The sequence below is a fragment of the Staphylococcus sp. GDY8P67P genome (assembly GCF_017892545.1).
GTDB lineage: Bacteria > Bacillota > Bacilli > Staphylococcales > Staphylococcaceae > Staphylococcus > Staphylococcus ureilyticus.
Genome location: NZ_JAESLH010000019.1, coordinates 88,111 through 114,135, shown reverse-complemented (window position 1 = coordinate 114,135; position 26,025 = coordinate 88,111). Strand labels below are relative to the sequence as shown.

The following is a 26,025-nucleotide window of genomic DNA, read 5'->3' as shown; positions in this document are numbered from 1 at the left end:
TTTTATTTACGCATTTTCGGATCAAATGCATCACGTAATCCATCACTAAATAGATAGAAGAATAATATTAATAAACTTAAAATAATAGCCGGAATAAATAATTCATGTGGATGAATCAATAACATTGCGCGACCATCATTTACAAGTGAACCAAGTGATGTTCTTGGTGCTGGCACTCCAATACCAATAAAGCTTAGGAATGCTTCGAAGAAGATTGCATTCGGCACTGTAAACATAGATGTAACAACTATAACTCCTAGTGTGTTAGGTAATATGTGCTTAAATATTAATTTAAGTTTAGATGCACCTAATGTTTTTGAAGCTAATACAAATTCTTGGCCTTTTAATTTTAAGAATTCCCCTCTGACAACACGACTCATTCCAATCCAGCCTGTGATTGCCATCGCTAATATAATCGTCCATATAGATGGTTCAAAGATTAACACGAATAAAATAACAACAATCAATGTTGGTATAGACGCAACAATTTCAATAATACGTTGCATCACATTATCAAGTCGTCCTCCAAAAAATCCTGAAATCGCGCCATAAATAACCCCTATAAAAATATCGAGCAATGCTGCAACAACACCAATAAATAATGATACTTGTGCACCTTGCCAAGTACGTGACCATAAATCTCTACCTAATTGGTCTGTACCAAACCAGAAATTTTCTTTCACTCCAGCTTCTTCATAGGCATCTTTACCTTGAGCACCTTCACCATCAAATGGTAAAAATGAAATTTGATCTAGTACAGGTATTTTAGCTGGTAAGTTACGTCTTTCAACATCTTGTTCAGCATAGTCATGCGCACTAAATAATGGCCCAATTAACGCTAAAATAATGATAATAATTAACCCTATCATACCAACTACCGCTAATTTATTACGCTTTAATTGTGTCCATGCATCCTGCCAAAAGTTTTTACTTTCTCGCTGTATTTCAGGCTCTTTTTCAATATCATTGTTACTTCTAATAAAATCTGATGCTGGTATTGCTTCTGAGGTATGTGACATAACTGCATTTGAATAATCTTGATTTAAATTTTCATTTTTATTATCAGCCATTATTTTTTACCTCCTTGTACACGTATACGTGGATCAATAACACCATATAATATATCTACAAGGAAAATAGAAACTATAAATAGTGTACTGAATAAAATAGTTGTCGCCATAATTACTGGGAAATCGTTCGTGGTAATCGATCTTACGAATTGATCCCCTAACCCTGGCACACCAAAAATATTTTCAATTGTCAAAGTACCTGTTAATATACTCGCCAACATTGGCACAATAATTGTAATTACTGGAATCAAGGCATTTCTTAATGCGTGTCCAAATAATACTCTCATTGTTGAATTACCTTTGGCACGTGCAAGTAAAATATAATCTGAACTTAACACTTCTATCATTTCTGCTCTTATGTATCTTGCTACCGTCGCTAAAACTGCTGCTGATAGTGCTAAAGATGGTAACACTGCTGTTGAAATACCTTCCCAACCTGCTACTGGGAACCATTGCAATCTTACTGAAAATACATATTGTAATAAAACAGCTAAGACGAATGATGGTACCGATACTGCTATAACTGAAATTACTGTAGCTGTATAGTCAGCCCAGGTGTTTTGCCGGACTGCCGCAATGACCCCTAAAATCAGACCGAGTATGACACCAATCACCATCGCTGTTAAACCCATTTCTAAAGATGGTAATAACCTTGGTTTGATTAAATCCCAAACTGGCTGGTTATCATATTGGAATGAGTTACCAAAGTCCCCCGTAACAACATTCTTCAAATAACTCGCATACTGAACTGGTACTGGGTCATTCAAACCATATTTTTCATTTAGAATTTGCTTTTGTTCATCATTTAATTTTTCATCATTAAATGGTGAACCTGGCATAAGTTTCATCAAGAAAAAAGTAATGGTAATGATAATGAATAATGACAAAAACATATAACCCAATCGCTTTAAAACATATTTAAGCATATTGTATCCCCCTTTGAATCGAATTAAACATTCCCTTCACAATATTCAGAATATTTAATAACATTATACGTTTAGTTAAGATTTTAATCAATATTCTATTGCTTTACTTTATTAAAGAAATTAAAAATTAATTAATTTTAAACTTCTAATTAAATACTGTTGTTAACGAATTTATAGTAATTTTTATTCATTTTTTAGTTAACTTAAGTTACAATTAATTTAATTCTTTTTTGGGGGGCAACGACATGAAATATTTAAAACATCTCGTATTATTTTTACTTATTACACCTATAATTTCATTTATTTTATGGTTATTTTCAAACCATAATTGGATAAACTTTATTAATATTATATTCTATGTCTCTATCTTATTAGCAATATTCTCTTTTATCATTTTGGTTGTGCAGGAAGGCGTTTTAGATCCTACAAGCTTTGGTTTTAGAAGATTAAAATATCAATTGATGAGAAAGAAACATAGAAGCTCGCTTGAAGATGATACGTTTTTTAAGCCTACTAAACCTAAAAAAGATATTTATATTGTTTCATCTTGGGTGAAAATTGCTTTTCTTTGTAATCTCATTTATGTCATTATCTCTATTTTAATATCATTTGCTATATAAAAAGACTGGATTAGTAATTGTATTTAATAACAATAACTAATCCAGCCTTTTTTTCTGTTGATTATCAATATTGGGATTACAAAAAAGTGCATAATAAAGTAGGATAAAGCCCAACAAAACAATGACTGCCACGTAGATAGACATCATCCATGGTAATATAAATGCGCCAATAATAAGTCCTAGACGTGCTAAAATATTTCCGCCGTAAAATGAAACCATTGCAAATGTACTATACGTACTTCGTTTATCTTCAGGAATCATCAAGAATCGTTGTGCATTTTGTATAGGTGAATATATTAATTCCCCTAAAGTAGCCAAAATTGAAAATAAGCATAAAATCCAAAAAGATGTTGCAGACGTCAATACACTGTATCCTAATGTATACAAGACAATCCCAATCATAAATGCAATTCTAGTCGAAGTCGCTGCGACAATTCTGTTGACAGTAAATGTTAAAGTAGCGACAACTACTGTATTAATAATCATAATGACCGTAAACATTCTGACACCATCTATATAAAAACCTAAAATCGATAATGGTTCAAAAGCATCTTTCAACCTTACCACGACATAAGAATTTAAACTCAATTCAGCCATGATGACCATCATATAGCCCAAATTTAGCATCATATAATATTTATCTTTAACTACATCTCGATAGCTTTCAAAAAAATGTTTAAACTTAGTCGTAACGTCGCTTTTTTTACTAATAACTTGTTTAACATCATAATACTTCTCAAATAAGTACCAACTTACTAACATAGCGACAAAGAAAAGAATAAATAATAAATGTTTATGCCCCAAATATAATAATGCACCTAACGCCATACCGATGGCTGTACCGATATTAAACATCCAATAATTGAGTTGATATACATATGCCCTAACATCTTCATATATAGCATCCATAATAGCCGCTTCAAATATAGGTTCACTTGCAGCAAATAATAATTGAAAAACAAAAATAGCAATACAAAATATAACTAAACCAGTACCGTCCATAGTAACCGTAATACTTAGAATAATTAGGCAAATTGCATATAAAAAGTGAATATAATTCACCGTTTTCTTCCTATTATAATTATCACCTAAATATCCACCTAAAAAAGACACTATAAAACTCACTATAATATTTATAATTAAAAATGTCCCTGCAAAAACTGCGTTCACCTTGCTCGTTAAATAAAGTGCTATAAAAGGCATGATGGCTTGACTTGCTATAATCAAGATAAAATCTGCAATCATTCGTGTTTTCAAAGTTGTTGACAAAGTTGAAAAGCGTTTCATCTTGAATGCCTCCTTTTGAAGTGAATATAAAGCACATTATACACTAGGTGCACACTATAAATATACAATATATCAAATTTAATTATGTATTTTACTATTAAAATATATATTATTTAAAAATTAAAACTATCTTCAATCGATATCATCGCTTATTCATATCACTCCGTATCTGCTAAATAACCTTAGCCAAAATAAATAAGGCTGGACAAATGAATTGTCTCAGCCTTTTATCATTACATATGATTTAGTCGTTAAATTTTTTCAAAACAAGGACGGCATTATGGCCACCAAATCCTAAACTATTACTCATAGCGTAAGTAATATCTAAATCTTCAGCTTTATTTGGAACAATGTCTAAATCACACTCTGGGTCTGGAGATTCAGCATGGATGGTTGGCGCGATGCGGCCATCTCTAATAGATAAAGCAGAGAAAATGGCCTCTAAACCACCTGTTGCACCTAATAAGTGACCAGTCATTGATTTTGTAGAGCTAATTTTTAAGTTTTTAGCTGCTTCACCAAATGTATTTTTAATCGCTTGTATTTCAGTCAAATCGCCAACTGGCGTACTCGTACCATGAGCATTTAAATATTGAATATCTTGGGGCTCAATGCCTGCATCATCAATCGCTGCTTGCATCGCACGTGAGCCGCCTTCGCCTTCAGGTGCTGGAGCTGTAATATGATAAGCATCACCTGTTGAACCATAACCAACTACTTCAGCATAAATTTCTGCACCACGTGCTTTGGCTGACTCTAAAGATTCAAGTACAACAATACCTGCGCCTTCTCCCATTACAAAGCCATCGCGTCCTTCTTGGAATGGTCGACAAGCTGTTTCTTTATCTTCATTCGTTGTTAAAGCACGGCTTGCACTAAAGCCTGCGATTGCCATATGTGTAATTGGCGCTTCAGTACCACCTGTAACCATAGCATCGGCATCACCGCGTTGGATAATCTTGAAAGCTTCTCCAATTGAGTTTGTACCTGTAGCACATGCTGTAACCGTAGCACCATTCGGCCCTTTTGCACCTAAATCAATAGATACTTGGCCTGTAGCCATATCAGGAATTAACATCGGAACAAAGAAAGGACTGACACGTCTAGGGCCACGCTCTAGCAATTGGCTATGTGATAATTCAAATGTTTCCATGCCACCGATACCTGAGCCAATCCAAACACCAATTCTATTAGCTGTATCTTCATTAATATTTAGTTTTGCATCCTTAACCGCTTCTCTTGCAGCGACTACTGCATACTGTGTGAATCGATCCATACGACGCGCTTCTTTTTTATCTATATGATCTTCAATATCAAAGTCTTTTAATTCACCAGCTAAATGAACTTTATATGCTGATGTATCTATACGTGTTATTTCATCTATACCACTAACACCATTTAGTGCATTTTTCCATGAAGTTTTTGCATCATTACCGATTGGTGATAAAACACCCATACCAGTAATGACGACACGATGTTCCTTGCTCATATATTATCCTCCTATTTTCCCCATCTTATTGTTACAGCACCCCAAGTAAGACCGCCACCGAATCCTACTAGTACTAAAACATCATCATCTTTAATTTTACCATTTTCTAATTCTTGTGCGATACTTAATGGAATTGAAGCTGCAGAAGTATTACCAAATTTATCCACTGAGACGCTCATTTTTTCTTTAGGTATACCTAATCGTTCTCTTGCAGATTCCATAATTCTAATATTCGCTTGATGTGGCACAAACATATCGATATCGTTTGGTTCTAAATTTGCTTTTGCAACTGCATTATTAGAGGCTTCACCCATGATTCTAACAGCAAATTTAAACACTTCTCGTCCATTCATAAATATCTTACCATTTTCTGGATTTAAATATAAATATTCGCCTCCAGAACCGTCTGATCCAAGTTCATAACTTAAAATACCTCGGCCTTCAGACACTTCGCCGATAACGACTGCACCAGCACCATCACCAAATAAAATAGCGGTTGAACGGTCTGTGTAATCTGTGATTTTAGATAATTTATCTGCACCTACAACTAAAATATTTTTATAATCGCCTGATTGTACGAATTGTTTAGCGTTAATCATTGCATACATGAAACCACTACATGCAGCTAACTGATCCATAGAAGCAACCTTTCCGATACCAAGTCTGTCTTGTAATATGTTAGCCACAGTTGGAAATGGAAAATCTCCTGTAGATGTTGCAACAATAATCATATCTATGTCCGTTGGTTCAATACCAGCATCATTAATAGCTTTAACACTTGCTTGATAAGCTAAATCAGACGTCTCTTCATCTTCATCAGCCCATCTTCTTTCTTTAATACCTGTCATTTTCGAAATCCATTCATCTGAAGTTTCTAAAAACGATTCAAAATAGGCATTCTCTACTACTTTTTCAGGCGCATATGCGCCGAAACCTTTAATACCCACGTTCATGGTTGTACACCTTCTTAATAATTTTTTAATACCAGGTATTAATTTAACATAATACATAATTCCAATACAAGAACTTCACCTAGTATACTCATTAAAATCACATTTATTATTATAATTTATAGTGAAAATTAGTACAATTAAAATCTACACTTTATAACTTACTACTATACAAATATCACATTCTTATTTATAATAAATGTATATATATATTAAATTGGAGGCATTACATAATGAAATACCTCGCAGTGTTATTTTGGTCTATTGTCTTATTACAAATGGTAAATTTCGTGCTTAACAGTCTTTCAGGTGGGGGCGCACTTAATTTGATTACCCCTATTATTGGTGCTATTGTATTTACAATCATTGTCGTATTATTTGACTTGATTATTAAACCTTCAAAGCATGAAACGAAAGAACAACACTAATTATTTATCGCATACACATTTTTAAGAAGCGTTCGAAACGAAAATATCTCGAACGAATTTAAAAAGGCAATCTCTAAGTTTTCAATTTAGAGATTGCCTTTTTGCTATAGAAAATTTCTAAGATTTTAAATGTACTAACTTTTTAATTAATCCAACATTAATATAATAGTAGCCCATAAATGAATTTCTCCAAATCATTTATGGGCATATTTTAATAGCGATGATGCGCTAACATTATTTTCTATTTATTTCTTCTTATATCATTTCTGGTTTAATTTCTTCAAATGTTAAACCATCATCAGATAAATCTATTTTTATTAACGTACCTTCCGGTAGGTTTTCTCTAATCATTTTGCGTGCAAGTGGTGTTTCAATTTGTCTTTGAACAAATCTTTTAAGTGGTCTTGCACCAAATTGTGGTTCATATGCTTCTTCACCTAACCAAGTCTTAGCTTTGTCAGAAACTTCAATTGAAATACGTTGTTCCATCAGTCTAATGTTTAATTGTGTTAAAATTTTATCAACAATTAAACTCATATCATTTACAGATAATGGTTTAAATAATACGATATCATCCATACGATTAATGATTTCAGGTTTGAAGTATTGATTTAAACTATTCATAACTGCTTTTTCTGTTGATTCAGTTATTACACCTGTATCTTTTACATTTTCTAATAAAATTTGTGAACCTATATTACTCGTCATGATAATAATTGTATTTTTAAAGTCTACTTCTCGACCTTGTGAATCAGTTAAACGACCTTCTTCTAATATTTGAAGCAACACATTGAACACATCTGAATGTGCTTTTTCTATTTCGTCTAACAGAATGACTGAATAAGGATTTCGTCGTACTGATTCAGTCAGTTGACCGCCTTCTTCATGTCCAACATAACCTGGAGGCGCACCTATTAAACGTGAGACAGAATGTTTTTCCATATATTCACTCATATCAATACGAATCATATGTTTTTCTGAATCAAATAAAGTTGATGCTAAAGATTTCGCTAATTCTGTTTTACCCACACCAGTTGGGCCTAGGAATAAGAAGCTGCCAATGGGTCTGTTAGGATCTTTAATTCCAGCACGTGCTCTGACAACTGCGTCTGCAACCAAATCTACAGCCTTATCTTGTCCCACAACACGTTCATGAAGTATATCAGATAAGTTCAAGAGTTTTTCTCTTTCAGTTTCAACTAATTTTGATACTGGAATGCCTGTCCAAGAACTAACAATATCACCAATTTCTTCATCGGTAACAATTTCACGAATGATGCGGTCATTGTCTTCATTTTGTTCATTTTGGAAAGCATCTTCTAGTTCACGTAATTCTTTTTCTAATTGTGGAATTTTACCGTGCTGTAATTCCGCTGCTTTTTCTAAATTGTAGTTGTTTTCAGCATCTTCTAAAGCTTTTCGATTTTCATCTAATTCTGAACGTTTCTCTTGCAACTTAGCTATTTTTTCTTTTTCTTCTTCAACACGTGATTGAATAGAACTTTGTTTTTCTTTTTCGTTCGCTAGTTCTTCTTGTAGCTCTTGTAAACGCTGTTTACTAGCATTATCAGATTCATTTTTCAATGCCGACTCTTCAATTTCCAGCTGCATAACACGACGATTCACTTGATCTAATTCTGTTGGATTTGAGCCCATTTCAGTACGTATCGTCGCACATGCTTGGTCTACTAAATCTATTGCCTTATCCGGTAAGAATCGATCTGTAATATACCGATCTGATAATTCAGCTGCTGCTACTAATGCTTTATCTTGTATACGAACACCGTGATATACTTCGTAACGTTCTTTCAAACCACGTAAGATAGAAATTGTATCTTCTACATTAGGCTCAGATACATTTACTTTTTGGAAACGACGCTCTAAAGCTGAGTCTTTTTCAATATATTCTCTATATTCATTTAATGTAGTCGCACCAATACAATGTAGTTCACCACGAGCTAACATCGGTTTAAGCATATTACCTGCATCCATAGCCCCTTCAGTTTTACCAGCACCTACAAGCATATGAATTTCATCAATAAACAAAATAATTCTGCCGTCAGAGTCTTTGACTTCTTTAAGTACTGCTTTCAATCTTTCTTCGAATTCTCCTCGATATTTAGCTCCAGCCACAAGTGCACTTAAATCAAGTTCAAAAATTGTTTTATCTAACAATGATTCTGGCACATCTTTACGAACGATACGTTGCGCTAACCCTTCGACGATTGCTGTTTTACCTACACCTGGTTCACCAATCAAAACAGGATTATTTTTAGTTTTTCTACTTAATATACGGATTGAATTACGAATTTCTTCGTCTCGACCAATGACAGGGTCCATATTTCCTTGACGTACTTCTTCAACTAAGTCACGACCGTATTTTTCTAAAGCTTCATAATTTGCTTCTGGATTTTGTGATGTCACGTGATTGCCTCCTCTAACTTTTTTAATAATTTCTTCAATAACTTCTTTTTTATTTGCTACAAATTGTTTAGTCGTATCATCTATATCAATAGCAGCTAATACGATGTGTTCCATAGATATATATTCATCTTCATATTTTTTCATATAAGTTTCAGCTTTATTTAATAAATTGTTAGCATTTTGGCTTATATATTGGCCATATTGGACATTATCTCCTTGAACGGATGGATATTTTTTAAGCTTTTCTTTATATGATTGATCTAATTTATCAGTGTCTATATGCGCTCTATCAAAAATACTTTTAAATAAACTTTCACTTTCTGTTAATGCCGCTGATAATACAGCTTCAATTTCAATATTTTGATTTTCATTTATTTTAGCCAGTTCAATAGCATTTTGTAATGTACTTTGGACTGCATAGGTCATTTGATTGATATCCAAATTGATTCACCTCACCATTTAATGATTGATCAATAAAGTAAGTTTGACTTTGACTTTCTTTGACCTTATTTATATTATATTACGCTTCTCGGCAATAATCAACAATAAAGGGTTGGTTTTTCAATTATTTTTTATAAGTTTTGAACGCTTACTATATCATAACTTTTACCAGATACATATATGTTAAAACATCTAGATAAATAATATAAAGCTATTAAATTCTATAGCAATATTTATATTTTCAACAATAGGACATTCCTCATTACTTTAAAGCTATGTTAGCATTATTGTAAATATACAAGATTGGAGGTTATCTATATGAAAGATGTAATCAAAAAGCCAACGCCGCCGTTTAATAAACAGACAGCTTTAGAAAAAGTTAAATTGGCGGAAGATGCATGGAATACTAGAGATCCTGAAAAAGTATGTCTCGCTTATACACTTGATTCACAATGGAGAAATCGTAATGAGTTTTTTGAAGGTCGAGAAGCAATCAAATCTTTTTTATATAGAAAATGGAATAAAGAACTTCATTACAAATTGATGAAAGAATTATGGTGTTACACCGATAACCGTATTTCAGTTAGATTTGAGTATGAATGGTATGATGCTTCAACAACTCAATGGATGCGTACCCATGGTAATGAACATTGGGAATTTAATAGCCATGGACTCATGACTAGAAGGGATATGAGCGCAAACGATTACCCAATCAAGAAACAAGATAGAAAGTATTAATATCAACTATGCTAATTCATCAATGGTAAATATATGTCATTTAAAGTACATCTTCAAATGACAATTTTCTTTATAGATGTTCAAAAGCAAAGTAAACGCCAATTTTAACAAAAATTGGCGTTTACTTGTTAGTTAAGCTTCATTGATTTCATATTCCTCTAAGTTTTTAATTTATTTTGCATTGCTAGTTATATGTTTTAAAATTTCATCCGTCAATGCCTCTACACCTTTTGGTTCTAAATGAATACCGTCTGGTGCAAAGTATTCTGTATGATTTTCAGAGCGTTTGTACCAATCAACAAGCGTTACATTCTTGTGTGTGTTTGCAGCATCTGTCATCAATTTATTCACATGGCCTTCATAACTTCTCGGAACTCTCGTATTCACTAAATAAATTTGAGCATTCCCGAATTTATTGATTAACGTATCTAATTGTTCTTTACTAAAATCTCCATTTGTACCAAGCTCTAGTACAATTTTATCTGATTTTTTATTAAACGAATGATAATGTTTTTCTACAAGTGGAGCGACATCGTAAAGATTACGACCAACCTCACCATCGATTTGTGCATTAGGCACCCTTTTTTTAAAATTCTCACCAATATCAACCATCACTGAGTCACCAATGAGCAGTGGTTTAATATTTGTAAAAACTTCTGATTTGGAGGTTTTTTTAGCATTTGATTTACCAAAAAAGTTTACATCATCAATTGGTATAGGCCTCACTATTTGTTTATCAAATTCATTAGTCTTAAACGTAGTTTTTTTATCTGAAACCATATCTTTCCCTAATTTATCAAAGCTACCAGCTAAAACAAATAAACTTGGAATCATAAAAATTAATAAAATAGCTGTTCTCACTAATGGTATTTTTTTGTTTAATTTTATAGAAAGTGCTTTGAAACCTTTTTTTCTAAAAGGCGTTTCAATATAACGATACGATAATTCTGCTAAAATAATTGTCAATATGATATCTAATAAGTACACATAACTCGGTAATTGTCCATCAACATAATATGAATGTACAAAACTAATCACTGGAAAATGCCATAAATATAAGCTATAGGACCTTTTACCTATCATAACAAAAATAGAATTTCCTATGACTTTAGCAAAGTAACCTGATGGATGAACAACACTCATTATGACAAATAATGTCATTACAGATATTAAATAAAAACCACCATTATAAATCCAATCGCTATTATCATTAACTTTATAAAAAAGTAAAAGCAAGATAAAAATACCAAAAACACCAATACCATCTATGATATGCGTTAATGTCTTTTTCGGATGTTTTTTCAACTTGAACGGAGGCCATAAAAACGCTAATATGACGCCTAATAACATAGTTTGAAGTCTTGTATCTGTACCAAAATAAACTCGAGAATGAGACATATGTGGTTGTGAAATGCTTATCATCACTAGTAAAGAAATTAACGAAATAATCCAAAATATCAAAACAACATTACGATATTTTTTAAAAGCTAATAAAAGGAATATAAAAAGAATTGGAAAAACTATGTAAAATTGCTCTTCAATTGCTAAAGACCACAAATGTTTTAATGGCATGAAAGCAAATTGTTCAAAATAATTGACATCTGTAGCGATGTACCACCAATTTGAAAAGTAAAAAATTGCTGCTATTGCATCTTTTTTAATATTAATAATTTCGTCTGGTTTTAATACCAGTGTTACCACAATGACAACAAATACTAAAGTTAATACTGCAGGTATCAATCTTTTAAAACGTCTTATCCAAAAGTTTTTTAAATTAATTATCCCTGTTTCTTCATATTCATTTAACAGTAAACTAGTAATTAAATATCCCGAAATAACAAAAAATGTATCAACACCTAAAAACCCACCGGTTAACCATTGCTTATTTAGATGGTAAATAATAATACCAATCACTGCAATTGCCCTTAAACCATCTAAACCTGGCATGTATCGCGTGCTACGTTTCACACGACAATTTTCAAGATTATTGTTCATTTTCCCACAAACTTTCCTAAAATTACATAAACATCTATTTTATTCACCTAGACATTGTAATACTAATGTAATACAACTGCAATTATTTTAATGAATTGAGCGATAGAAATAAATAATTTTAAAATAGCCTGACACAAAGTGGGTATATGTTGTTTAAATAAAAAAACTAGCTTAAGTTAGCAATACGTATCTCATCGCATTGTTACTTAAACTAGTTCTCTAATCTATATATTAACCTATGCCTAGCGCTATTTTTGCATAGCGTGACATCATTTCTTTACTCCATGGTGGACTCCAAACAATATTTACTTCTGTATCTGAAATCTCTGGAATTTCTGCTAAGACCATTTTTACTTGGTTCATAATTTGCGGTCCAAGCGGACAACCCATAGAAGTTAACGTCATTTCCACTGTACATAAACCTTCATCATCAACATCTACGTTATATACTAAACCTAAGTTTACAATATCGATTCCTAACTCAGGGTCTATGACCATCTCTAAAGCATTTAGTATGCTATCTTTTAATCCTTCGTCCATACTTTTCACCTCTTCGTATTTAATCATACTAACAATATATCAAATATCTTACAAAACGCCAATAAAATGCTATGATGTTCATACATCATTTATTAAATTCAAAGGAGATTTACATGAGTTCTTATTTAATTTGTTTAGACTTAGACGGAACACTATTAAACGATGACAAGAAAATTACACCTTATACAAAAAAGGTTTTAACTACATTGCAAAAGCAAGGACACAAACTAATGATAGCAACAGGCAGACCATACAGAGCCAGTCAAATTTATTACCATGAACTAAATATGGATACTCCTGTAGTTAACTTTAATGGTGCATTCGTTCACCATCCAAAAGATGATCATTTCCAAAATAAACATGAAGTACTGGATTTAGACTTATCACATGAGATCATTCAGTCACTGAACAACTTTGGTGTCTCCAATATTATTGCTGAAGTAAAAGATTATGTTTTTTTAAATAATTTTGACCAAAAATTATTCGATGGTTTTTCAATGGGAAATCCTAAAATTGAAACTGGTGACTTACTTTACTCCTTAAATGAATCGCCTACTTCCATTTTAGTTGAAGCTGAAGAATTTATGATTCCTAGAATCAAACAAATGCTAACCCGTTTCTATGCAGAAAATATTGAACACCGAAGATGGGGCTCACCTTTCCCAGTAATCGAAATCGTAAAACAAGGAATTAGTAAAGCTAGAGGCATAGATTATGTGAAAACTTATTTAGATGTAGACAGAAACCATATTATTGCATTCGGCGATGAAGATAATGACTTAGAAATGATAAAATATGCCAAACATGGTATTGCTATGGGAAATGGTTTAGATGAACTAAAACATGTAGCCAATCATGTGACTTATTCAAATAATGAAGATGGCATTGGTCGCTATTTAAACGATTTCTTTCATTTAAATATATCGTATGAAACAGTAGTAGAATCACATATTTAAACACTAAATTTATAGGGGGCAATATACTATGAATAAAATTGTAGTGGTGGGTGCTGTTGCTGGAGGTGCAACCGTTGCTAGCCAAATCAGAAGACTAGACCATGAGAGTGAAATAACTGTTTTTGAAAAAGATAGAGATATGAGTTTTGCTAACTGTGCACTTCCTTATTATTTAGGAAATGTCGTAGATTCAAGAGACAAAGTATTAGAAGCTACACCCGAGTCTTTCTATGATTCTAAAAAAATTGTTGTTAAACCTTATCACGAGGTAACTGCAATTAATGACAAAGCGCAAACAATTACTGTTTATAACAAGCGTGACAATACAACGTTTGAAGAAGATTATGACACTTTAATTTTAAGTCCAGGGTGCAGTGCAAATACTTTAAACTTAAACAGTGATATCAGCTTTACATTAAGAAATATGGAAGATACTGATGCCATTGAAAAATTTATAGAACACCAAAACGTTAAAACTGCCCTTGTCGTTGGTGCAGGATATATAGGTTTAGAAATATTAGACAATTTACACCATAGAGGTATCGAAAGCACATTGATACACCGTTCAACTCATGTGAACAAGTTAATGGATAGCGATATGAATCAACCCATTTTTGATGAAATGGAAGCGAGAGATATCAATTATCGTTTAAATGAAGAAATTCAATCAGTGGATGGTAATACAGTTCATTTCAAATCTGGTAAAGTTGAAAACTATGATTTGATTATTGAAGGGGTTGGAGTAAAACCTAATTCCGAATTTATTCAATCATCAAATGTAAGTTTAGACAGTAAGGGTTATATTCCAGTAAACGATCAGTTCCAAACTAACATTGAAAACATTTATGCTTTAGGTGATATTATTACTTCACATTATCGTCATGTGGACTTAAATGCACACGTACCATTAGCATGGGGTGCTCATAGAGCAGCGAGTATTATAGCAGAACAACTAGCTGGTAATGCATCTATACACTTTAAAGGTTACTTGGGTGCAAATATTGTAAAATTCTTTGATTATACGTTTGCCAGCGTTGGCGTAACACCACAAGAATTAGATAACTTTGATTACGAAATGGTAGAAGCTAACCAAGGAGAACACGCGGGCTATTACCCAGGAAATACTAAGTTACATTTACGTGTTTATTTCGATAAATCAAGCAGACGCATTATTCGAGCTGCCGCAGTAGGAAAAAATGGTGCAGATAAACGTATAGATGTTTTATCTATGGCAATGTTGCATAAGTTGACAATAGATGAACTTACTGAGTTCGAAGTTTCCTATGCCCCACCTTATAGTCGACCAAAAGATATCATCAATATGATTGGTTATAAAGCGCGCAACAAATAATTTCAGCTAATTTAATACGTGAAAATAAAAAGCGGAGACAGCTTAATGTCTCCGCTTTTTATATTACATACCAAACATTTGTGTGATTGGGCCTTGCGGTAAAATAACCCCAATAATGATAGTGATTATAATAACTGCAATTGTGCTCCACATCATACCATGACTTGCTTGTCCTTTTTTTCGTTTTGTAACTGTAACTTCCATTAATGCTACGACAGCCACACCACAAATCATTTTCAATGTTAATAACATGTGCCCGCCTGAATTTCCATCACCAAATGCTTGAATCCAAATCCAGAATCCTGAAATTAAGACTAAAACCATGAATAACCTTAATAACATATGAATTGGTTTAAAATAAGGTGTCGCACCTTGTTTTTCTGAGAAATTAAAATAAGCAGCGAAAAACAAGATAATTAGCAATACCCAACTTGCAATATGCATATGTAACATATTTAATACCCCCCACACTATTTTTACTTTATAAAAAATATCAATACATTGTTACTTTTAATTATAAAATTAAAAGCGTACTTTTTTTAATCATACTGAAAAAGTAAATATTTTTCAAAAAAAGTTCTGCACTTCACATTTTATCTTCATTTTCAATTTATAGCAACATCATTACTTTGTATCAAAAAAATTAGGCTAACTTATTATAATTAGCCTAATTCGTTTATAATTATTTTTCTGCTATGACATTTGTTAAAGTACCAATATTATCAATCGTTACTTTTACTTCATCACCTGGTTGTAAAAATTTAGGCGGTGTCATACCTGCCCCCACACCAGCTGGTGTACCAGTAGCAATAATATCACCAGGATGTAATGCTACATATTTCGAAATCTCTTCAATCAATTCATCGATTTTAAGAATCATTTCTCCTGTATTACCATCTTGACGAATTTCATTGTTTACTTTAGTTACAATATTTACATCTTCAGGTGTAGGTAATTCATCTTTAGTTACTATATATGGACCAACTGGGCAACCACCAGTTAAACTTTTAGATAAGAATGCTTGATCCTGTTCATTTTGGGCTTTGCGGTCAGTGATATCATTAATGATTGTATAGCCATATACATAGTCAAGTGCTAAAGCTTTAGGAATTTTCTCACCAGATTTACCTATCACAATACCTAGCTCACCTTCATAATCTAACTGATCTGTAATATCTTTATGATTTGGTATTACGCTATTATCACCAGTTAACGATGAAGCTGCTTTTGTGAAGACGTATAAACGCTGTACCTCATGATTTAATTCACTAGCATGGTCTTGATAATTACGTCCAAAAGCAATCACATTATTTGTTGGCGTGACCGGTGGCAAAAATTCAATATCTGCAAATGCGACTTTATATTCTTCACCTCTACCACTATCTTCTGCCGCTACGACTGCTTTACGAACCTGTTCTTGGAAATCTAATATTTGATTTTGTTGAAGACCATTCAATAATGTCTTAGGATGAAAGTCCCCTTCCGCAAAATCTGCAAAGACTTTTTTCAAGTCCCAAGCAGCTTCTTCTCTTTTAACTTTCACACCATAAGATGTCTGTTCATTATGTCTGAATGATAGAAATTTCATTCAATATCAGCTCCTCATCTTTATCTTATTACATATTATAACTATATTTAGTAACAAATCACAAATAAATACCCATTATTTTCAAAAAATTCAATAAACATAGACATGATATTGTATCGTTATTTTAAATAAGTCACTTTACGCCACAACCATTCAATAGGGCCGTACCTATAAAATTTCAGATACACATAGCAGAAAATTAGTTGTAAGCTATAAACAACCAACACGATTAAATAAGATTCATACAGTGGTAACTTATTATATAAACCTAAACCTACATAAATAAATGTAAAAATAAAACTTTGCATTAAGTATACTGTTAGACTCAACTTACCTGGGTATTTAAAGATATTTACGGTTTTGGAAAACTGCTTAAATCGGCAACAATAGATAAATAATAATATGTAGCCAAATGCTACAAGTGGCCCACCAATCATAGCACTGTTGATTGCAAAAGCTTGATTTCCAATGTCCACTACATATGGCATTTTAAAAGCGTATCCAACAATTAACATAAGGCATGCATATAAAACGTGACGATAACGATTTTGTGCGAATTGTACCTTTTCAACCAAGTTGTATTTTTGTGCTGCCATTCCTAAAAACACATACGGTAAAAATTCAAAATATGCAGAAAAAGTTATTGTATCTATAATATTATAGGTGTTTTCTACAACATTTACTTTTAAATAGTTAAAATATTCGCCACTTTGCTTTAGATTGACGATTTCAGAAACATTAAATCCGCTTATATTAATAGTACTATATGGATCATCTAAGTATGTTACTAAAAAAGTAGGTAAAATTAAGATAAATACTTTTATTGCATATAAAATAACACCTATTTTAAAGAGATTCTTGCTACTTTTTTTAATACATAATACTGCAATCATCCCTGTAAATGCATAACTGAACAAAATATCTCCTGAAAATAGTAAAAAACCGTGTAATGCACCTAATATTAATAAAAAAGTTAATCTTCTATAAATAAAGGGATAATATTTCATCGCTCTTCTCTGACTATGTTTGTACATAATGGCTAAACCATAACCAAATAAAAAGGTGAAAATAGGATAAAAAGAACTGATTACAAACAGTGTAATAACTCTTAATATACTTTGATCTATCCCTTTCACTAAATCCGGTAAAAATGATTCCTCATATGGCATACTAAATGTCAATATATTCATCAATACAATACCTAACAAACTGAATCCACGTAAAGCATCCAGTTCGAATATTCTCTGCTGTGTCGACACTGTTTAGCACTCCTTTATCAAAGCATTATTTAATCGATTTATCATCTATTGAAAGCTGACCAAATTTAAAGAAGTATAAATAACCTTTAACAGGTTCGCCAAGTATGGTCTGTAAGGTATTTCTATAGTATTCCATTTGTATTTTATAACGCGCACGCAATTGATTTCCAACTTCTTCATCTGACATATGCAAGCGTCTATTAAATGCATCTGTTTTATAATCAACAAAGTAATATTGCTGATCTTTAATAAAAATCAAATCAATCATCCCTTGAATGATTGATGCGTCTGTTTCTACATCTTTCAACTGGTCTACTTTTGCTTGATTCACAACGAAAGGTAATTCACGATAAATATAATCACTTTGAGCAATCGTAAGATACAAGTCACTCTCAACAAATTTATAAATATCATCAAATTGAATATCAGCTTTTGCATCTTTAGGTATGATCGCTTTAACTATTAATTGGTCAACAAATATTCCAATTTCTTCTGCTGTCAGCCTTTCTTCTTTAAATGGTAAATGCTGCATTACCGTATGCATTAATGTCCCTATTTCATTTGCTTTTCTCTTTGTTTGTTGACTTAAGAAAGCTGGTCTTTCATATGAAGTTGTGCCAATACGATACTGACGAACTCTATCATAATTTGTATCCGCTTGTTCTGTTTCTAATTGTCGTTTTAATTCAGAAACGGACTGTTTTGAAGGTTTCATCATAGCTTCTTGATATGGATAGACGTAACTTAATTGCTGATGTATTTGCGTTTTTAATGTGTCATTGCCACTATTTATATACTCAATATCACTAACTGTACGCTGTTCACTATCTGAAATAACTTGTTCTGAAGCAATGTCTTCATAAAATTCTGTAGTCAAATTCACATAAGGTTGCATCGTTGAATCAATATCTTCTATTGATTGCTCAAAACGCATCTCTCTTGGTAAAGATGATGATTGATATTTTGCTAATATTGGGTATATCATATCAATCGGTCTTTGGGCTGTAATCCGATAACTGACTGGTAAATGTGTTTCCGAAACAGAAACCTGCTCTAATTGTGTTAATTCTTTCTCATCTTTAACACGGCCAATCAAAAATAATTGTTCCTTAGCACGTGTCAACGCCACATAAATTAATCTCATCTCTTCTGAGACCATTTCTTTTTCCGCGATTGCTTTCAAAGTGACTGATGATAATGAAGGATAAGCTAAATTTGATTCTACATCATAATACGTCATTCCAAGTCCATAATTTTGATTTAAAATCACAGGTTTATGTAAGTCATCTCTTCTAAACTTACGCGATAAGCCAGAGTAAATAACAAATGGAAATTCCAGCCCCTTACTGCTATGGATTGTCATCATTCTCACAACATCATCATTAGGACCTATGATGTTTTCTTCACCGAAATCTTTTCCTCGCTCCATAAGTTCATCAATAAATCGAATAAATTGATATAGACCACGAAAACTAGAATTTTCAAATTCTACTGCTTTATTAAACAAACCATATAAATTCGCACGTCGACCTTTGCCACCAATAAGACCACTAAAATATTGTATAACATAGTGATCATTGTAAAATTTATCAATCAGTTGATATACAGGATGATTTTGACTGTACGATTGATACATAGCTATATCTTTTAAAAATACTTCTAATTTTTTGACCAATTTCTTATTTGCCACGTCATTTTCCATATAATGTTGGATAGATTGATAAAAATAATCATCATGAGGACTAAATACTCTAATGTTTGATAATTCATCTTCTGTAAATTGGTAAATAACTGAACGCATTAAACCGACTAAATAAATATCTTGTAGTGGGTTGTCGATCGTTCTTAAAAAAGACAATATCAGTTGCACTTCTGTTTGTTCAAAATAACCTTCTTTACTATTAACATGGAACGGAATATTATGATCCTTAAATGCTTGTTGTATTTTTCGTGCTTGCCCATATGATCTCTCTAAAATAACAATGTCCTTGTAGTTAGGCTTTCGATATTGTTGGGCTTTAATATCAAAGATTTCACGTGTATTCATTATTTTTTCAACTTGTTGTACAATATATTCTGCTTCTTGTTCAGAACCATTTAACTCAGAAGATGCATCTTCTACTAGCATATTTAAATTCACATCATATGGCTTGTTGTCAAAGGGAGCTCCATAATATAACTGTGCTGCATCATCATAGTTAATCTCTCCTACAGATTCATCCATCATATGTTTAAATAAATAATTAGTTGTCGTTAACACTTCTAATCTTGAACGGAAATTTTGTGATAAATCTATACGTAAGCCATATGATGAGCCATCTACAGTAAAACGATTATACTTTTCGATAAACAAACTAGGATCTGCTTGTCTAAATTTATAAATCGACTGTTTGACGTCCCCTACCATGAATAAGTTGCCATCATGTTCCTCACCACGTTTAATACATGACAAAATCTTTTCTTGTACTCTGTTTGTGTCTTGATATTCATCTACTAATATTTCTTCAAACTGATCACGATAAGATTGTGCAATCATTGAAGGTGAACCATCATCATTTGTTAAAATTTTCAAAGCAAAATGTTCATAATCCGAGAAATCTAAAATATTTCGACTGCGCTTTTTTTGATTAAAAAGTTCTATGACATCTTTTGTAATAAGGCTAAGATAAGATACTCTAGGCGCTAAACGTTGCATATCTTCTTTTAGATTTTCTGAAGACCTTGAAAAATAATCATTCTTAACTTTTGACACTAATTTTTTATAATTATCATAATATGCTTTACCATCATCATAAGCATCTATCATCATTTCGTTTGCTTCTTTAATTTTTTTATCTTTTCGAGGAAATGTTTTTTCAAATTCGTGTTGTACGATTGCTTCATGATTGATATGGCCATTTTCCATAGCTTTGTTTAAGAATTGTTGTTCTTTTTCAATAACTGCAATTTGTTTATCGACTTGTTCCAGCATCATAAATAAATCATAACTTTTATTTAATGACTCTAAGGCAGACCTCATAAATATCATGGCCAACTCATTAAGTAATTTTAATAACGCTTCCTGTTGCACTACATCTTTATATGGTGTTGCAAGACCGCTTAACCAATTCAAAGGATTGGGGTTAGCAACACTAAAGAAATACATTTTTTTTACAATATCTCTGAGTTGTTCATCATTCCTATCTGAGGACAACTGTTCAGTTAAATCAACAAAATGCGGGTCTAAGATGTCATAATGTTGTTCTAAAACCTCATCTATGGTTTGTTCCAGTAATAAAATATTTTCCGCTTCACCACTTGTTTTAAAGTTTGGATCAATATCCAATACATCGTAATGTTGCTGAATTAACTTTAAACAAAAACTGTGTAGTGTAGAAATTTGAGCTTGGTGAATTTTGATGCGCTGATTCTTTAAATGCGTATTATCAGGTGATTCAATAAATGCTTCTTGTATTCGTTGATCTACACGTTGCTTCATCTCTCTTGCACTTGCATTAGTAAACGTTACGACTAATAAACGATCTACATCGACCTTATCTCTAAGAATGCGTTGAATGATGCGTTCTACTAAAACCGCTGTTTTACCAGAACCTGCAGCTGCTGCTACAAGTATGTCTTGATCCTTTGCAAAGATACTTTTCCACTGATTATCGGTCCATCTTGTGCCAGCTGGTTTTACAGGAATCTCACTGATCATTCTTCTTCCTCACTTTCTAACTCCATATTTTGTACTGCTTCAATTGGGTTGATTGTTTCGTCTACGGTTCTATAGCGTTTACTGTCAATCATGCCATCAACATGACAGACTGGTTTATAGTTACAGAAATCACATGGCAGTGTTTGATTATATTTCATTGGCGCTACTTCTGTGTGACCATCCATAATATTAGATGCTGTTTCTATAAAATTTTGCTTATTATGTTGAATTAATTTATAAATCGTCTTTTCGTCCGCGACCTTACTATTAGATTTAATGCCTCCATCTTTTTTTAAACCTAAAGGTACAATATCTGAATTATAGCTAGGTTCTATTCGAGTATCAAAAGCATCCAATACTGCTTCGTCACTATTTAATAAGCCACTTAATTTAAAGGATTGAATAAATTCTAAATCCCTTTTCGTTTCATTTAATTCATTCCACGCAAGTTTAATACGTGGTTCATGGACATGAAAGTACAATAACCCACCCGGCTTAGTCATATTGGTTAGGCCGAGCCTTGCTTTATTTTGTAATACAATATCCATATAAGTCATCATTTGCATTTGCATGCCATAATATACTTTTGTTAAATCTAAGGTCCCACTATATTTTGATGATTTATAATCAATAATATTCACAAAACTTTCATTTCCATGGTTATACGTATCTATCCTGTCAATTTGTCCTCGAATGTTGATAGGAACCCCTTGTTTAGTTTGTAAAGGCTGCGCATACAGTTCTTGATTGTCCCTAGGTTTTTTTCTAAAACTGGCTTCAAAGCGTTGCGGTGTGAATTTACTATAACTACCTTGATATTTTAACGCCGTTAAAGTTGTTTCTACTATTGAACCGATACGCTGTGACAAATAGCGATAATAAGCTGTTGAATTTAATAGATTAAATTGTATCTCTGGTAGGATTTCAGATAACGCGTCACTCGTCAATTTGTGAATTTGCTTGATGTTTAAATTCTTAAAGTCGCCATTAATTTTTTCAGAGATAAATTTTAATACTTGATGGAATATATCACCTAAATCAAAGTTTTCTAGTTTATATTTTGTTCGTTCATTAAGTCGTAAACCATGTGAAGCAAAATGCTTAAATGGACATGATTGATACCCTTCAAAACGTGATACACTAGCATTTATAGTCGTACCATATAAATCTTTTGATAAAGATTCACTTAATTGAACAGTTTTATTATCGTAAGTGAGTGCTGATAACAAATAAGTAAGCCCTTCATTTAACTGCTCATCATCCCTCATAACTTGGTATGTATCTAACCACGTATCTGCGACGATTTCTTCATCAAGCCAAGCTTTAAGTGATTCAAATAATGCAATTTTTGTTTGATGTGGATGTTCCATTAATGTTAGCGGATTTGCTTGATGTTGACGATGGATGTTTTGTACTTCAAGATCTGTAAACAATTGCTGAATTTGACCTAAAAATGGGCTCGCTTCTTTTTCATCCCCATTTGATCCCATTAAGGAATATGAAAATGTCACCTCTGAACGCCCTCGTGTCATAGCAATATAGCAAACAAATGCTTCATCCATTTGTAATATATCTGATGTTGGACTTAATTCGATATCAGCTTGTTCTTCAAAATATTTTTTCTCCTCATCTGTTATTAAGCCTGAAGCATTCACAGTCTGTGGTAAAATGCCATCATTGACCCCAACTAAATACACATGTTCTTTATTATCAACTTTTGCTAGGTCCATTGTACCAATGCTAACTTGATCAAGCGTTTGGGGAATCATTACAAATTCCAATTGATCCAAACCAATATCTAATAACTCTAAAAATCTACTTTTTGTTAAATTTTGAGTTCCAAAAACCGTAACTAAATCATCTAATATTTGAATAAATCCATGCCATATTTGATCAATTTCTTCTGATTTACGGTGTTCGCCTTCAGCGTCTAACGTATCACGTTCTGTCATTAACTGACTGGGCAAATCGAACGATTCAATAGCTTCGTAAAACGCTGTTGCAAAATCAACAGCTGTGGTTGCATCAGCCATTTGATTTTCAAAGCGCATAATTTTATCTATCACATCTGTTTTTAACTGAATAACCCTTTCAAATGTTTCACGTTCTTCTTCTGTTAATGGTTGTCGTTTTAAACCCATTTTCCTAAATTGTTCAACTTGGAAATATTTATCATCTATCCAACGTTTTCCATATATACCACGTTCTAATACAAAATTTTCTAAAATATCAATTAAGTACTGGCTGTCTTTAAATTTTTTAGTTAAAATATTCGTTTTAAACAAACGCATTAGAGGCTCAAAGTTCCAATTTGTCTGAAGCACTTCAATTAACGAGCGAAACATTTCCATTATAGGATGATGAGTCATAGAAGCCTTGACGTCAATGTTATAAGGTATATCGTATTGTGGTAATATCGATTCCATTAAGTAGGCATATGATTCATCTCTATATAAAATAGCAATATCTTGAAAACGTCTACCTAATTCACGGTTTTCTTTTAAAATCCGTCTAGCAACTTCATTTATTTCTTCTCGCATCACTGATGATTCTAGGATAGAGATATGACCTGTTGATGTAATAGGTTCAAATTGCAATGCATTAAAGTTTTTCTCTAAATGCGATAAGTCATTATGAATAAATCTTTGTTGTTGATAAAATGGTTTAACATTTAAATGAATATTCAAATCATTTGCGATGGTTTGCATTTGTGTTAATGATTCTGACGGCTTTCTAAATAAACTAAAAACATCTTTATCTCCATCTGTAGTTAAAGCAACCGTAACTTGCTTGGTATGCTGAACTAATGAACGAATGATTTGATATTCAATTGTAGAAAAGTTATGAAATCCATCAATGTAAATCTCAGCACGTTGCAACCAATCGGATTGGTTCATCACCTCAATAAATCGCTGCAAACTATCCTCAGTAGAAACATACTCGCCACGAATCCTATCTTCTAAATGTTTATATATTAACGCGATGTCTTCTAATTTGTGTTTAGTCCTCGTTTGTAAGTGGTTGTTTGCTATATAATCTTCAATATGTTGTGGAGAAACTGCATATTTTTTAAAATCTTGAATTTGCTCATATAATTTTTCACTAAAGCCATAGTATTTTACTTGAGATTGATATAATTTCAATTCTGACTGATGTTGTTGAATAATGTCATAAATCATCATTTCAGTACCAACTTTGGATAACTGTTGTTCTGTTAATCCACCAACTTCTTGAAAAACACGGTGACTTAAACGTTCAAAATGGAGCACTTCCGTTCTCAAACTGCCATATAATGATGGATCTTTTACAAAAGCTTGCTCTAACTGAAACGTGTTTTGGGTAGGTGCGATTAAGATAATAGGATCACCTAATGGATTTTGTTTCATTTTAGTTTTTATTTCTTCTATTACACTGTGCGATTTACCAGTGCCAGCTCTCCCAATATAAGCATTAAATTCCATTGCGTGCAACAACTCCTTTGATTCATATTTTAACATATTAGGCATTACACTTTGTTTAATAGTCTATGTGATTTACCTACATTTAAGTTCATAAATGAATGATATACTGTGTAAGTTTAATATTTGAAAGGTGTCATTCAAAAGGTTCAAAAAGCACAAATTGAACAACATTAATATATAGAAAAACCTGAGACATTTTTATGTCTCAGGAAGTATACACATATGCTATCTATTCATAACTAACATCTGGGTTAAATCCAAATGTCATTTTATTTAACGGCCAATATCTAAATGAAACTTTACCTACTACCTTATCTTCATCAATCAAACCAAATGAGCGGCTATCCTTACTCACTTCTCGATTATCGCCTAATACTAACAATTTCCCTTTTGGAATTTTGTTTTTTCCATCAACCTGATTGATTTCTTTTGTTTTATAAGTACCTGTAATATATTCACCTAGTTTGTGTTTTTCATTGTAATCTAAATAAGGCTCATCAACTTTTTTACCATTAACATATAATTGATCTTTTTTATATTCGATGTTATCTCCGGATGTACCAATAATACGTTTCACATAATCTTGTTCCTTATTAGCGTGGAATACAATGACATTTCCCTTTTCTAAATGTCCTAGTTTTTGACCAATCATATTTACAACTACGCGTTCACCATCTTTTAAGGTTGGGTCCATAGAATCCCCTTTGACTGTGTATGATTTTGCAACAAAATTTGTAATCAATAGGACTAACGCTACTGCGACAGCAATTGACACAATCCATTCTAGTATTTCTTTTTTCACTTT

General features: G+C 32.4%; 19 protein-coding genes. 5 read left to right on the top strand and 14 right to left on the bottom strand.

The features are described from left to right. Positions 1 to 2 precede the first annotated feature (2 nt). Both opp3C and opp3b read right to left on the bottom strand, forming a co-directional pair. Entirely contained in the window at positions 3 to 1,070 is a 1,068-nt protein-coding gene (gene opp3C, locus KA833_RS07385; protein ID WP_046208052.1) for an oligopeptide ABC transporter permease, read from the bottom strand. Continuing rightward, positions 1,070 to 1,996 (bottom strand): oligopeptide ABC transporter permease, encoded by a 927-nt coding sequence (opp3b, locus tag KA833_RS07380; RefSeq protein ID WP_064209430.1) that lies wholly within the window; start codon positions 1,994 to 1,996, stop codon positions 1,070 to 1,072. The genes opp3C and opp3b overlap by 1 nt, the downstream gene beginning before the upstream one ends. 245 nt (positions 1,997 to 2,241) lie before the next feature. Between opp3b and KA833_RS07375 the strand changes: the two genes are divergently transcribed. Further along, a complete protein-coding gene (locus KA833_RS07375; RefSeq protein WP_210128666.1) occupies positions 2,242 to 2,616 on the top strand; it encodes a DUF3899 domain-containing protein in 375 nt (124 codons plus the stop codon). Positions 2,617 to 2,652: 36 nt separating this feature from the next. On the opposite strand, the gene KA833_RS07370 is transcribed toward KA833_RS07375, so the two are convergent. The 3 genes from KA833_RS07370 to KA833_RS07360 form a co-directional block, all read right to left on the bottom strand. Then, positions 2,653 to 3,903, bottom strand: coding sequence for an MFS transporter (locus tag KA833_RS07370; RefSeq protein WP_210128667.1), 1,251 nt, complete (start codon positions 3,901 to 3,903; stop codon positions 2,653 to 2,655). A 244-nt stretch (positions 3,904 to 4,147) separates the two neighbouring features. Then, entirely contained in the window at positions 4,148 to 5,392 is a 1,245-nt protein-coding gene (gene fabF / locus KA833_RS07365) for a beta-ketoacyl-ACP synthase II (RefSeq protein WP_070038090.1), read from the bottom strand. A gap of 11 nt (positions 5,393 to 5,403) precedes the next feature. Beyond that, a complete protein-coding gene (locus KA833_RS07360; protein WP_040030149.1) occupies positions 5,404 to 6,345 on the bottom strand; it encodes a beta-ketoacyl-ACP synthase III in 942 nt (313 codons plus the stop codon). 230 nt (positions 6,346 to 6,575) lie between these two features. Here KA833_RS07360 and KA833_RS07355 point away from each other — a divergent pair, with 230 nt between their 5' ends. Next, entirely contained in the window at positions 6,576 to 6,770 is a 195-nt protein-coding gene (locus KA833_RS07355) for a YjzD family protein (RefSeq protein WP_046208047.1), read from the top strand. Between the two features lie 255 nt (positions 6,771 to 7,025). Here the strand turns inward: KA833_RS07355 and clpB are convergent, their stop codons facing one another. Next, entirely contained in the window at positions 7,026 to 9,635 is a 2,610-nt protein-coding gene (clpB, locus tag KA833_RS07350; RefSeq protein ID WP_210128668.1) for an ATP-dependent chaperone ClpB, read from the bottom strand. A gap of 318 nt (positions 9,636 to 9,953) precedes the next feature. On the opposite strand from clpB, the gene KA833_RS07345 reads away from it, so the two are divergent. Beyond that, entirely contained in the window at positions 9,954 to 10,373 is a 420-nt protein-coding gene (locus KA833_RS07345) for a nuclear transport factor 2 family protein (RefSeq protein WP_064209435.1), read from the top strand. Between the two features lie 171 nt (positions 10,374 to 10,544). Here KA833_RS07345 and KA833_RS07340 read toward each other — a convergent pair whose 3' ends face one another. Beyond that, positions 10,545 to 12,368, bottom strand: coding sequence for an acyltransferase family protein (locus tag KA833_RS07340; RefSeq protein WP_210128669.1), 1,824 nt, complete (start codon positions 12,366 to 12,368; stop codon positions 10,545 to 10,547). Positions 12,369 to 12,599: 231 nt separating this feature from the next. Continuing rightward, positions 12,600 to 12,908 carry a metal-sulfur cluster assembly factor gene (locus KA833_RS07335; protein ID WP_019469047.1) on the bottom strand — a complete coding sequence of 103 codons (309 nt, stop codon included), beginning with the start codon at positions 12,906 to 12,908 and terminating at the stop codon, positions 12,600 to 12,602. Between the two features lie 113 nt (positions 12,909 to 13,021). On the opposite strand from KA833_RS07335, the gene KA833_RS07330 reads away from it, so the two are divergent. Both KA833_RS07330 and KA833_RS07325 read left to right on the top strand, forming a co-directional pair. Beyond that, positions 13,022 to 13,864 (top strand): Cof-type HAD-IIB family hydrolase, encoded by an 843-nt coding sequence (locus KA833_RS07330; RefSeq protein WP_046208043.1) that lies wholly within the window; start codon positions 13,022 to 13,024, stop codon positions 13,862 to 13,864. Positions 13,865 to 13,892: 28 nt separating this feature from the next. Next, on the top strand, positions 13,893 to 15,215 hold the full coding sequence (locus KA833_RS07325; RefSeq protein WP_070038097.1) for a CoA-disulfide reductase: 1,323 nt from the start codon (positions 13,893 to 13,895) through the stop codon (positions 15,213 to 15,215). 63 nt (positions 15,216 to 15,278) lie between these two features. Here the strand turns inward: KA833_RS07325 and KA833_RS07320 are convergent, their stop codons facing one another. From KA833_RS07320 to lepB, 6 genes are all read right to left on the bottom strand, one after another. Next, a complete protein-coding gene (locus KA833_RS07320) occupies positions 15,279 to 15,668 on the bottom strand; it encodes a YisL family protein (protein WP_046208041.1) in 390 nt (129 codons plus the stop codon). Positions 15,669 to 15,897: 229 nt separating this feature from the next. Continuing rightward, positions 15,898 to 16,803 (bottom strand): fumarylacetoacetate hydrolase family protein, encoded by a 906-nt coding sequence (locus tag KA833_RS07315; protein WP_046208040.1) that lies wholly within the window; start codon positions 16,801 to 16,803, stop codon positions 15,898 to 15,900. Positions 16,804 to 16,922: 119 nt separating this feature from the next. Continuing rightward, entirely contained in the window at positions 16,923 to 18,062 is a 1,140-nt protein-coding gene (locus tag KA833_RS07310) for a DUF418 domain-containing protein (protein WP_210128670.1), read from the bottom strand. A 25-nt stretch (positions 18,063 to 18,087) separates the two neighbouring features. Further along, positions 18,088 to 21,759 carry a helicase-exonuclease AddAB subunit AddA gene (gene addA, locus KA833_RS07305; protein WP_210128671.1) on the bottom strand — a complete coding sequence of 1,224 codons (3,672 nt, stop codon included), beginning with the start codon at positions 21,757 to 21,759 and terminating at the stop codon, positions 18,088 to 18,090. Then, a complete protein-coding gene (gene addB / locus KA833_RS07300) occupies positions 21,756 to 25,220 on the bottom strand; it encodes a helicase-exonuclease AddAB subunit AddB (protein WP_210128672.1) in 3,465 nt (1,154 codons plus the stop codon). Before addB ends, addA begins: the two co-directional genes overlap by 4 nt. A 229-nt stretch (positions 25,221 to 25,449) precedes the next feature. Next, positions 25,450 to 26,022, bottom strand: coding sequence for a signal peptidase I (gene lepB, locus KA833_RS07295; RefSeq protein WP_064209440.1), 573 nt, complete (start codon positions 26,020 to 26,022; stop codon positions 25,450 to 25,452). Positions 26,023 to 26,025: the final 3 nt, after the last annotated feature.